The sequence below is a fragment of the Streptomyces sp. NPDC044106 genome (assembly GCF_056433985.1).
In genome coordinates, this window is the sequence record NZ_JBWKFZ010000002.1 from 84,269 (window position 1) to 96,298 (window position 12,030).

The window sequence follows — 12,030 nt, forward strand, 5'->3', positions numbered from 1 at the left end:
ACCGGACACCCCATGAGCCGCACCCAGCACAGATCACGCACCCTGACGCTCGCCCTCACCACGCTGCTCGCCGTCAGCGGCGGCACCGCACTCGCGCTGGACACGGGGGCGGCCGGCCCACGGGCCGCTGCCGCCCGGGTCGACAACCCGTACGCGGGAGCCAAGGCGTACGTGAACCCCGAGTGGTCGGCGAAGGCCGCGGCCGAACCGGGCGGGGCCGCCGTCGCGAACCAGCCCACCGGCGTCTGGCTCGACCGGATCGCCGCCATCGAGGGCGTCGGCAACGGCATGGGCTTACGCGACCACCTCGACGCCGCCCTCCAACAGGGCGCGGGTGTCATCCAGTTGGTCATCTACAACCTGCCGGGCCGCGACTGCGCCGCTCTCGCCTCCAACGGCGAACTCGGCCCGACGGAGATCGACCGCTACAAGAAGGAGTACATCGACCCGATCGCGAAGATCCTCGGTGACGCCAAGTACGCGAGTCTCCGCATCGTCACCACCGTCGAGATCGACTCGCTGCCCAACCTCGTCACCAACACCTCGGGCCGGCCGACCGCGACCCCCGAGTGCGACGTGATGAAGGCCAACGGCAACTACATCAACGGCGTCGGATATGCCCTCAAGCAGCTGGGCGCCGTCCCGAACGTCTACAACTACGTGGACGCGGGCCACCACGGCTGGATCGGCTGGGACGACAACTTCGCCGCATCCGCGCAGGTCTTCCGCCAGGCGGCGACCGCCGAGGGCAGCACGGTCGACAACGTGCACGGCTTCATCACCAACACCGCCAACTACAGCGCCCTGAAGGAGGAGAACTTCACCATCGGTGACACGGTCGGGGGCCGGTCGGTCCGCGAGTCCAAGTGGGTCGACTGGAACCGCTACACCGACGAGCTCTCCTTCGCCAAGGCCTTCCGCGATCAGCTGGTGTCCACCGGCTTCCGCTCCGACATCGGCATGTTGATCGACACCTCCCGCAACGGCTGGGGCGGCACCGCACGCCCCACCCGGCCCGGCCCCACGACCGACGTGAACTCCTATGTCGAAGGCGGCCGTTACGACCGGCGCATCCACGTCGGCAACTGGTGCAACCAGTCGGGTGCGGGCCTCGGGGAACGCCCGAAGGCCGCCCCGGAACCCGGCATCGACGCCTACGTGTGGATGAAGCCGCCGGGCGAGTCCGACGGGTCCAGCAAGGAGATCCCGAACAACGAGGGCAAGGGCTTCGACCGGATGTGCGATCCGGCGTACGGAGGGAACGCGCGCAACAACTACAACAAGTCGGGGGCACTGCCCGGCGCGCCGCTCTCCGGACAGTGGTTCTCGGCGCAGTTCCAGGAGCTCCTGAAGAACGCGCACCCCGCGGTGTAACCGTGCGGCGGAGCGTCCCCCGCCTGCCCGACGCCGGGTCGCAGCGCGTCGACCCGGCGTACGGGCGGGCCGGGGGCGCTCCTCACTTCTGCCGGAGAGGACGAGAGCACGGCATGAGGTCCACCGAGAGGACGCCCCCGGCGCCGGCCGCCGGCGACGCCGCCGCCGAGTTCCATGCCTTCTTCGAGCGGCACTACGCCGAACTCGCGCGCCTCGCACACCTGCTGACCGGCGAGGCGGACGGCGCCGACGATCTGGCGGCCGACGCGCTCCTCGCCCTCTGGCACCGCTGGGAGCGGGTGCGCGCCGCCGACCATCCGGCCGCGTACGCCAGGGGAGTCGTCGCGAACATGGCGCGCAGCCGCATCCGCAGCGCCGTGCGCGAAAGGCGCCGCATCACCCTCTTCTGGTCGGGCCGCGACGAGGACGTCGCGGACCCCGACATACCGGCGGTCGTCGACGTGCGGGAAGCGCTGCGCGCGCTGCCCTTCCGCAAGCGGGCCTGCGTGGTCCTGCGGCACGCCTTCGACCTCTCGGAGAAGGACACCGCGCTCACGCTCGGGGTCTCGGTGGGTACGGTGAAGAGCCAGACGTCGAAGGGAGTGGCTGAGCTGCAACGACGCCTCGGCCCGCGCCCCGCCGTCGAACGGGTGCGGGCGGTCACGGCGGACACGGGGGGAAGCACATGAGGGACGACGACAGCGAGGTGCGCCGGAAGCTGCGCCGCGCCGCCCAGGCCCACCGGCCCGACCGGGAGCGCATGCGGGCCCGCATCGAGCGCGGCATGGCGGCGGGGAAGCGGCCCGAGCGGCGAGCCGGGGCCAGGCGGGAGACAGGTGCGTCCTGGTTCCGCGTGATGGGCGCGACGGCCGCCGTGGCCGGGGTCTTCGCGGTGGTGGGGTACGGGGTGGCGACCGCGCTGCGGGACGGGGAACCGGCGCCGCGCTCGGTGGCGACGAGCACCACGCCCCGGCCCACGGCGCCGCTGCCGGACCCCACCGGCGCGGGACCGCCCCCGGCCGGACGCGCGAGCGGCACACCGCGGACGCCACCGCACACGAAGGGCCCGGGAGGCCCGAAGGGCTCCGGGTCCGCGCCCTCGGACGTCCCCGCCGCCCGCCTCCTGCGGGCCGACGGCTCGATCGACCCGGGCTCCAGTACGTACTGGTCGCAGAGCGACGTCACCGTCAGGGCGAAGAAGCCGCTGACCTCGCTCAGCGTGGAAGTGCGCGTCGCCGGGAGCGGCGGCGTCGCCGACACCGGGAACTGGCGCTCGCTGCCCGCTGAGGACTTCGAGGTCGCGGTGGCGGAACGGGACGGCTTCCTGGTCTACCGCTGGACGCTGCGGCCCGGGCGGACCGTGCCGGTGGGCGAGTACGTCTTCGCGGGGCAGTACAACCACCCGGCGGGCACGCGCGACGCGGGTGACGACACGTACGCGGTCCATGCGGCCACGTCGGACGAACGGACGTCCTGGCGCGGCGACTTCACCTGAAAGCTCGTTCGGCATCACGAACCCAACTCCGTTTTCTGCTCGATGCGTTGACGCCACACCGCGCGCTGCCTAAGTTGCGTCCGTAATCCTGATCAGTGTCCGAAATGCCGAACACGACGGAGACGGGTGGAGACGGATGGTGGACATGGCGCGCAGACGGCGCAGGCTCGGGCTCACCCTGGGGGCGCTTGGCTCCCTGCTCGCGGGGACGCTCGCCGCGAGCCCCGGCTCGACGGCGGGGCCCGTGGCGGCGGACGCCCCCGTCGACTACACGGTCGACGTCGACACCGCCCGCACCGGTGCGAAGATCGACGACTCGATGTACGGCGTCTTCTACGAGGACATCAACCGCGCGGCCGACGGCGGGCTCTACGCGGAACTCGTGCAGAACAGGTCCTTCGAGTACAGCGCCGACGACAACGCGTCCGCTACGCCGCTGACGTCGTGGCAGACCACGGGTGCCGCGCGCGTCCTCGGCGACGACGGCCGCCTGAACGCGACGAACCGCAACTACCTCTCCCTGGGCGGCGGTGCGTCCGTCACCAACTCCGGATACAACAAGGGCATCGCCGTCTCCGAGGGCGAACGGTACGACTTCTCGCTCTGGGCCCGCGCCGACGGGACACGGAGTGCGCCGCTCACCGTCGGCATCCGGGACGCCGGTGGCGAACTGGCCCGGGCCCGGCGCGTCACCGTACGCGGCGGCTGGGCCAAGTACGAGGCGGCCTTCACCGCCACCCGCACCTCCACCACCGGCAGGCTCACCGTCACCACCGGAGCCCCCGTCGCGCTCGACATGATCTCCCTCTTTCCCCGGGACACCTTCAAGGGCCGCGAGAACGGCCTGCGCAAGGACCTCGCCCAGAAGATCGCCGACCTGAACCCCGGCTTCCTGCGCTTCCCCGGCGGCTGCCTGGTCAACACGGGCAGCCACGAGGCGTACGACGAGAAGTCCGGCTGGCAGCGCAAGCGCTCCTACCAGTGGAAGGACACCATCGGCCCGGTCGAGCGGCGTGCCACCAACGCAAACTTCTGGGGCTACAACCAGAGCTACGGTCTCGGCTACTACGAGTACTTCCGGTTCGCCGAGGACATCGGCGCCATGCCGCTGCCCGTCGTGCCCGCCCTGGTCACCGGCTGCGGCCAGAACAAGGCCACCGACGACCCGGCCCTCCTGAAGCGGCACATCCAGGACACGCTCGACCTCATCGAGTTCGCCAACGGCCCCGCGACCTCCGAATGGGGCAAGAAGCGCGCGGCCATGGGGCACCCCCGCCCCTTCCGCCTCACCCACCTCGAAGTCGGCAACGAGGAGAACCTCCCCGACGCGTTCTTCGCCCGCTTCAAGCAGTTCCGCGCCGCCATCGAGGCCAGGCACCCGGAGATCACGGTCATCTCCAACTCGGGCCCCGACGACAGCGGTCCGACGTTCGACAAGGCCTGGCAGCTCAACCGCGACGCGAAGGTCGCCATGGTCGACGAGCACTATTACAACAGCCCGCGGTGGTTCCTTGAGAACAACGACCGCTACGACTCCTACGACCGCAACGGCCCGAAGGTCTTCCTCGGCGAGTACGCCTCGCAGGGCAACACTTTCGGCAACGCCCTCTCCGAAGCCGCGTACATGACCGGCCTGGAGCGCAACGCCGACGTCGTGAAGCTCGCCTCGTACGCGCCGCTGCTCGCCAACGAGGACTACGTGCAGTGGAAGCCGAACATGATCTGGTTCGACAACGCCCGGTCCTGGGGCTCCGCCAACTACGAGACGCAGAAGCTCTTCATGCGCAACACCGGCGACGAGGTCGTACCGTCCAGGGCCTCCGGGGCCCCGGCCGAGCCCTTCCGGCAGGTCGTCACGCGGGACAAGGCCACCGGTGACCTCATTGTGAAGGTGGTCAACGCCCAGGATCAGGAGGCCCGTACGCGGGTCGGGCTCGGTTCGGGAGTGAAGGTCGCGGCCACGGCGCGGGTGACCACCCTGGCCGCCGATCCCGCCGCCGAGAACACGAAGGACAAGACACCGGTGAAGCCCGTCGACTCGGTCTTCTCCGGGGTCGACGACTCCTTCTCGTACACCTTCCCGGCGCACTCCGTGACGTTCTTGCGGATCAGGACCGACTGACCGGCAACTCCGGTGCGCCGGGCGGCGACTGGCGCGTGCAGAGGTACCGCTACGAAGGAGAACGCCGTGATCAACACCCGCGTCCACGCCCGCCGCACCGTGACCTTGTCCGCCGCGGCGGTCGCCGCCCTCGCACTGGGCGCGGCCATGCCGCACCCCGCCACCGCGGCGCACGCCCCGGCCGCCGACACCGCCCCCGTCGGCTTCGGCGCAGGCACCACGGGCGGCGGCGCCGCAGCTCCGGTCACCGTCACCACGCTCGCCGCCCTCAAGTCCGCGGCTCGGACGACGTCACGGTGTCGTGGAACACCTTCAAGGACCACTTCAAGGGCTCCCTCGTCGGCCACAGCGACAGCAACGGCTCCGAGGACAAGGGCCACCTGAAAGTCACGTACCACCACAACCACTTCAGCAACGTCCACTCACGCCTCCCCAGCCTCCGCTTCGGCACCGGACACTTCTACGACAACTACGTCCAGGGCGCCGACACCGCCGCGCACTCCCGCATGGGCGCGCAGCTGCTCGTCGAGAACAACGTCTTCCGCTCCACGAAGGTCGCCGTGACGACCAGCCGCAGCAGTGACGCCGACGGCTACGCGGTCCTGCGCGGCAACGACCTCGGGGGCGCCGCCACCGAGATCTCCCAGCAGGGCTCCTTCACCACCCCGCCGTACGCCTACACGGCCGAGCCCGCCTCGGCCGTCGTCGACTCGGTGACGCGGGGAGCGGGAGCCGGGAGGCTCTGACCCCCACGAAAGGCAGCACACATGAACGCCGGCAACCACCGCCCCAGCCGCAGAACGCTGCTGAAGGGCTCCCTCGCCGCGGGCGCCGCCACGGCGGGCGTAGTCACCGCGGCCCAGGGCAGCGCCCACGCCGCCGCGCCCGCCCGCTACCCCAACCCCCTCGCGCCCCACCGCGCCGACCCGCACATCCACCGCCACACCGACGGCCACTACTACTTCACGGCCACCGCACCCGAGTACGACCGGATCATCCTGCGCCGCTCCCGCACCCTGCGGGGCATCGCCACGGCCCAGGAGGCGGCGATCTGGCGGCGGCACACCGGCGGCGACATGGCCGCGCACATCTGGGCGCCGGAGATCCACCACATCGACGGCAAGTGGTACGTCTACTTCGCCTCGGCGCCCGCCGACGACGTGTGGAAGATCCGCATATGGGTTCTGGAGAACGCGCACCGCGACCCGTTCAAGGGCACCTGGACGGAGAAGGGGCGGATCACCACGGCCTGGGACACGTTCTCGCTCGACGCCACCACCTTCACGTACCGCGGATCGCGCTATCTCGCCTGGGCGCAGAAGGACCCCGCCGAGAACCACAACAGCGCCGTCTTCCTGTCCCGGATGGCCAACCCCTGGACGCTGACGGGGCCGCAGGTCCGGCTGACCACTCCCGAGTACGACTGGGAGTGCGTCGGCTTCAAGGTGAACGAGGGGCCCTCGTTCCTCCAGCGCAACGGGCGCGTCTTCATGACGTACTCGGCGAGCGCCACCGACGCCAACTACTGCATGGGCCTGCTGACCGCCACCGCGGGCAGCGACCTGCTGGACCCGCGGTCGTGGACCAAGTCGCCCCGGCCCGTCTTCACCAGCAACGACAGGACCGGGCAGTACGGGCCGGGCCACAACTCCTTCACCGTCGCCGAGGACGGCCGCACCGACGTCCTCGTCTACCACGCCCGCCCCTACAGGGACATCGTCGGCGACCCGCTGAACGACCCGAACCGCCACACGCGCATCCAGCGCCTCGGGTGGAAGGCGGACGGCACCCCGGACTTCGGCGTCCCGGTGGCGGACGGCTCCTGAGGAACGGCCGCGGCCCGGACACCTGAGGGAAGGGTGTCCGGGCCGCGGCCGTTCTCGGGTCCCGCCGGCTCAGCGCGCCGAGAAGCGGTGCACCGTGCTGGAGCGGTAGGTCTCACCGGGGCGCAGCACCGTGGAGGGGAACGACGGCTGGTTCGGGGAGTCGGGGAAGTGCTGGGTCTCCAGGCAGAGCCCGTCACCCTGGCGGTAGGTGCGGCCCGAGGGACCGGTCAGGGTGCCGTCCAGGAAGTTGCCGGAGTAGAACTGCACCCCGGGCTCCGTCGTGTCGATCTGCATGGTGCGCCCGGACTCCGGGTCGCGCAGCGTCGCGAAGTGCTCGGGGCGGCGCGTGATGCCCTTGTCGAGGACCCAGTTGTGGTCGTAGCCCTTGGCGGTGATCAGCTGCGGGTGCGCGGCGCGGATGTCCTCGCCGACGGTCTTCGTGCGCCGGAAGTCGAAGGGCGTGCCCGCCACCCGCGCCAGCTCGCCGGTGGGGATCAGCCCCTTGTCGGTCGGCGTGAACCGCCCCGCGCGCAACGTGAGTTCGTGGTCGTAGATGCCGCCGCTGCCCTCGCCCGCCAGGTTGTAGTACGTGTGGTTGGTGAGGTTCACGACGGTGGCCTTGTCGGTCCGCGCCGTGTAGTCGATCCGCCAGTCGCCGCGCGCGGTGAGCGTGTACGTCACCTTCACGCGCAGCGTGCCCGGGTAGCCCATCTCACCGTCGGCGCTGACGTACCGCAGGACCAGGCCGACCCCGGTGGAGCCGGTGAACGGCTCCACGTCCCACACCCGCGTGTTGAAGCCCTTGGCGCCGCCGTGCAGGCTGTTCTCCCCGTCGTTGACCGAGAGCTGGTGGGTCTTGCCGTCCAGGGTGAAGCGGCCGCGGGCTATGCGGTTGCCGTAGCGGCCGATCAGCGCCCCGAAGAACGTGGTCCCCGCGGCGTACGCCTCGATCGTGTCGTAGCCGAGCGAGACATTGGCGTACCCGCCGTGCCGGTCCGGGAGTTCGAGGGACTGCACGATGCCGCCGTAGGAGAGCACCTTCAGGCGCGTGCCGCCGTTCGCCAGCGACCAGCGGTACACCTTGGTGCCGTCGGCGAGCCTGCCGAACAGCTCCTTCGTGGGCTTCGCCACGCGCTCGGCGCCACCCGGCGACGCGTACGAGGTGCCCGCGACGGCTGCGGAGAGGCCGGCCGCGGCGGCGGTGGCCAGGACGGTGCGTCTGCTCGATTCCATGTGCGACTCCATTGCGGCTCCAGAGGGGGAGAGGGGAGAGGGGAGAGACGTGCGGTTACCGGCCGACCTTGCGCTTGTTCCAGACGTCGAAGCCGACCGCGGCGAGCAGCACGAGCCCCTTGATGACCTGCTGGTAGTCCGTGCCGATGCCGACGAGCGACATGCCGTTGTTGAGCACGCCGAGGACCAGGCCGCCGATCACGGCGCCCAGCACCGTGCCGACGCCGCCGCTCATCGACGCACCGCCGATGAACGAGGCCGCGATGGCCTCCAGCTCGAAGTTCAGGCCCGCCTGGGGGGTGCCCGCGTTGAGGCGGGCCGCGTACACGCAGCCCGCGAGCGCCGCGAGGACGCCCATGTTGACGAAGACCAGGAAGGTGACCCGCTTGTCCTTGACGCCCGAGAGCATCGCCGCGGCCTTGTTGCCGCCGAGCGCGTACACGTGCCGGCCGACGACGGCGTTGCGCATCACATAGCCGAGGCCGATCAGCAGCCCGCACATGATGAGCATGACGACCGGCACCCCGTGGAAGCTGGCGAGCGTCAGCGTGAAGGCGACCACCGCCGCCGTCATCGCCACGCACTTCGCCGCCCACAGACCGGCCGGAAGCACCTCCAGGTCGAAGGCCGACTGCCGCTTGCGGTCCCGCCATTCACGCAGGAGGAGGAACGCGACGGTGGCGAGGCCGAGAACGAGCGTCGGGTTGTGGTACTGCGTGTACGGGCCCATCTCCGGGATGAAGCCCTTGGCGATGTTCTGGAAGCCCTCGGGGAACGGCGCGAGCGACTGGCCCTCCAGGACGATCTGCGTGAGGCCCCGGAAGAGCAGCATGCCGGCCAGCGTCACGATGAACGACGGGATGCCGACGTAGGCGATGAAGAAGCCCTGCCACGCGCCCGCGACCGCGCCGATCAGGAGGGAGAGGACGAGCGCGAGCACCCACGGCATGTCGTGCTTGACCATCATCACCGCCGACATGGCGCCGACGAAGGCCACCAGGGAGCCGACGGACAGGTCGATGTGGCCGGCGATGATGACGATCATCATGCCGATGGCCAGGATGAGGATGTAGCCGTTCTGCTGGATCAGGTTGGAGACGTTGTTCGGAAGGAGCAGCGTGCCGTCGGTCCAGATCTGGAACAGCACGACGATGAACGCGAGGGCGACGAGCATGCCGTACTGGCGCATGTTGGCGCGCATGCTCTCGATGAGCAGCGCGCCGGCCCGCCGTGCGACGGGCGGCGGCGCGGCGGACGAATCGCGTGGGGGCGTGGTCGTGGTGGTCATGGCGGGCCTCAGCTCCTGGTGCTTCTGGTCTTGGTCATATGGCGCATCAGGACTTCCTGGGTGGCCTCCGCGCGCGTGACCTCACCGGTCAGGCGGCCCTCGGCCATCGTGTAGATCCGGTCGCACATCCCGAGCAGCTCCGGCAGTTCGGAGGAGATGAACAGGACCGCCTTGCCCTGCGCCGCGAGCCTGTCGATGACGGTGTAGATCTCGTACTTGGCGCCCACGTCGATGCCGCGCGTCGGCTCGTCGAGGATCAGGACCTCGGGGTCGGCGTGGATCCACTTGCTCAGGACGACCTTCTGCTGATTGCCGCCGGAGAGGCGGCCCACCTGCTCGAAGACCGTGGGCGTCTTGATGTTCATCGACTTCCGGTAGCGCTCGGAGACCTGGCGCTCGTGGTGTTCGTCGACGAAGCCGCCGACGCGGCGCCCGCGCATGCCCGGCAGCGAGGCCAGCGAGACGTTGCGGTTGATGTTGTCGATGAGGTTCAGGCCGTAGCGCTTGCGGTCCTCGGTGACATAGGCGATCCCCGCGCCGACCGCCGCCGGCACCGTCCTGGTCACCACCGGGCGGCCGTTCACGGCCACGCTTCCGGCGACGTACTGCCCGTACGACCGCCCGAAGACGGACATCGCCAGCTCGGTGCGGCCCGCGCCCATCAGACCCGCGATGCCCACGATCTCGCCGCGCCGCACCGTCAGCGACACGTCGTCGACGACTGTGCGCTGGTGGTCGACCGGATGCCGCACCGTCCAGCCCTCGACGGACAGCGCCGGCTCGCCCGCGTCCGCGCCCTCGTACGGCGTGCGGTCGGGGAAGCGGTGGTCCAGGTCGCGGCCGACCATGCCCCGGATGAGGCGGTCCTCCGACAACTGGGCCGGGGCGTCGGGGCTCTGGCGTACGGTCAGTGTCTCGACGGCCTGCCCGTCGCGCAGGATCGTGACCGCGTCGGCGATCTGCCGGATCTCGCCCAGCTTGTGCGAGATGATGATGCTCGCGACGCCCTGTCCGCGCAGCTCCACGATCAGGTCGAGGAGCTTGCCGCTGTCCTCGTCGTTGAGTGCGGCCGTCGGCTCGTCGAGGATGAGCAGTTTCACCTCCTTCGACAGCGCCTTGGCGATCTCCACCAGCTGCTGCTTGCCCACGCCGATGTCGGAGACCGGCGTCTGCGGCTTCTCGCGCAGGCCCACCCGCTTCAGCAGGGCGCTCGCCCGGCGCAGCGTGTCGTTCCAGTCGATGAAGCCCCGGGTGGACTGCTCGTTGCCGAGGAAGATGTTCTCCGCGATCGACAAGTACGGCACCAGGGCAAGCTCCTGGTGGATGATGACGATGCCGCGCCGCTCGCTGGCCCGGATGTCCTTGAAGGCCACGGGCTCGCCCTCGAAGAGGATCTCCCCCTCGTAGCCGCCGTGCGGGTGCACGCCGCTGAGGACCTTCATCAGCGTCGACTTGCCCGCGCCGTTCTCGCCGCAGATGGCGTGGATCTCCCCGGGCCGCACGGTCAGATGCACGTCGGAGAGCGCCTTGACGCCGGGGAACATCTTGGTGATGCCGCGCATCTCCAGGAGTGGCGCGCTCACTTGAGCTGCCCTGCCGTGAAGTACCCCTCGTCGACGAGGAGCCGGGTGTTGGACTTGTCTACGCTCACCGGCTTCAGCAGGAAGGCCGGCACGGTCTTCTCGCCGTTGTTGTAGTCCTTCACATTGTTGACCTGCACCTTCTTGCCGTTCAGGACGGCGTCGCCCATCTTCACCGTCTGCGCGGCGAGTTTCCGCGTGTCCTTGAAGACGGTCTGCGTCTGCTCACCGCGGATGATCGACTTCACCGACGCGAGTTCCGCGTCCTGGCCCGTGATGACCGGCAGCGGCTCGCTCCTGGTGCCGTACCCCGCGCTCTTCAGCGCCGAGATGACGCCGATCGAGATGCCGTCGTACGGCGAGAGCACCGCGTCGACGCGCCGTGAGCCGTAGCTCTTGCTGATCAGGTCGTCCATGCGCTTCTGCGCGGTGCCGCCGTCCCACTTCAGGGTCGTGGCCTGGTTGATCCGCGTCTGCTTGCTGCGCACGACGAGCTGACCGCTGTCGAAGTACGGCTTGAGCACCTTCATGGCGCCGTTCCAGAAGTACTTGGTGTTGTTGTCGTCCGGGTCGCCCGCGAACAATTCGACGGAGCGCGGCTCACCGGCGTCCTTGTCGGGCTTGCCGAGCTTCAGCTTGTCGACGAGGTACTGGCCCTGGATGCGGCCGACGCGTTCGTTGTCGAACGACGCGTAGTAGTCGACGTTCTCGGTGCCGAGGATGAGGCGGTCGTACGAGATCACGGGGACGCCCGCCTCGTGCGCCCGCTTCAGTACGTCGGTCAGGGCCGAGCCGTTGATCGCGGCGACCACCAGGAGCCGGTGCCCCTTGGTGATCATGTTCTCGATCTGGGCGACCTGGTTCTCCACCTTGTCGTCGCCGTACTGGAGGTCGGTCTCGTAGCCGGCCTTCTTGAACTGCTCCGCCATGTTCTTGCCGTCGGCTATCCACCGCTCGGAGGACTTGGTGGGCATGGCGAGACCGATCGTGCCGCCCTTGCCGTCGTCCGGCTTGTAGCGGCTGCCGCCCTTGGCCTCCTGACCGCAGGCGGAGAGCGACACGGCGAGCAGCGCGGCTGCGGTGGCGACGGCGAGTGTGCGGGTGCGCATGGG

General features: G+C 69.9%; 9 protein-coding genes and 1 pseudogene. 6 read left to right on the plus strand and 4 right to left on the minus strand.

Annotation, left to right across the window (positions count from 1 at the left end):
* Positions 1 to 12: 12 nt before the first annotated feature.
* From AC07DI_RS03145 to AC07DI_RS03170, 6 genes and pseudogenes are all read left to right on the plus strand, one after another.
* Complete coding sequence (locus AC07DI_RS03145; RefSeq protein ID WP_478901818.1) at positions 13 to 1,374, plus strand: glycoside hydrolase family 6 protein; 1,362 nt, start codon at positions 13 to 15, stop codon at positions 1,372 to 1,374.
* A gap of 113 nt (positions 1,375 to 1,487) precedes the next feature.
* On the plus strand, positions 1,488 to 2,063 hold the full coding sequence (locus tag AC07DI_RS03150) for a SigE family RNA polymerase sigma factor (protein WP_478901819.1): 576 nt from the start codon (positions 1,488 to 1,490) through the stop codon (positions 2,061 to 2,063).
* On the plus strand, positions 2,060 to 2,869 hold the full coding sequence (locus AC07DI_RS03155; RefSeq protein ID WP_478901820.1) for a hypothetical protein: 810 nt from the start codon (positions 2,060 to 2,062) through the stop codon (positions 2,867 to 2,869). The genes AC07DI_RS03150 and AC07DI_RS03155 overlap by 4 nt, the downstream gene beginning before the upstream one ends.
* 145 nt (positions 2,870 to 3,014) lie before the next feature.
* On the plus strand, positions 3,015 to 4,991 hold the full coding sequence (locus AC07DI_RS03160) for an alpha-L-arabinofuranosidase C-terminal domain-containing protein (protein WP_478901822.1): 1,977 nt from the start codon (positions 3,015 to 3,017) through the stop codon (positions 4,989 to 4,991).
* Between the two features lie 278 nt (positions 4,992 to 5,269).
* Positions 5,270 to 5,737, plus strand: a pseudogene (locus AC07DI_RS03165) (pectate lyase family protein); the annotation flags it as partial.
* A gap of 21 nt (positions 5,738 to 5,758) precedes the next feature.
* Positions 5,759 to 6,817: a glycoside hydrolase family 43 protein gene (locus AC07DI_RS03170; protein ID WP_478901824.1), complete on the plus strand. Its 1,059-nt coding sequence runs from the start codon at positions 5,759 to 5,761 to the stop codon at positions 6,815 to 6,817.
* Positions 6,818 to 6,886: 69 nt separating this feature from the next.
* Here AC07DI_RS03170 and AC07DI_RS03175 read toward each other — a convergent pair whose 3' ends face one another.
* The 4 genes from AC07DI_RS03175 to chvE are packed head-to-tail and all read right to left on the minus strand — an operon-like array spanning position 6,887 to position 12,027.
* Positions 6,887 to 8,050, minus strand: a complete 1,164-nt coding sequence (locus AC07DI_RS03175) for an aldose epimerase family protein (RefSeq protein WP_478901825.1) — start codon at positions 8,048 to 8,050, stop codon at positions 6,887 to 6,889.
* Between the two features lie 55 nt (positions 8,051 to 8,105).
* On the minus strand, positions 8,106 to 9,338 hold the full coding sequence (gene mmsB, locus AC07DI_RS03180; RefSeq protein WP_384247957.1) for a multiple monosaccharide ABC transporter permease: 1,233 nt from the start codon (positions 9,336 to 9,338) through the stop codon (positions 8,106 to 8,108).
* A gap of 8 nt (positions 9,339 to 9,346) precedes the next feature.
* The gene (gene mmsA / locus AC07DI_RS03185; protein WP_478901826.1) at positions 9,347 to 10,921 is read right to left on the minus strand and encodes a multiple monosaccharide ABC transporter ATP-binding protein; all 1,575 of its coding nucleotides are present in this window, start codon (positions 10,919 to 10,921) and stop codon (positions 9,347 to 9,349) included.
* On the minus strand, positions 10,918 to 12,027 hold the full coding sequence (gene chvE / locus AC07DI_RS03190) for a multiple monosaccharide ABC transporter substrate-binding protein (protein ID WP_478901828.1): 1,110 nt from the start codon (positions 12,025 to 12,027) through the stop codon (positions 10,918 to 10,920). The genes mmsA and chvE overlap by 4 nt, the downstream gene beginning before the upstream one ends.
* Positions 12,028 to 12,030 lie beyond the last annotated feature (3 nt).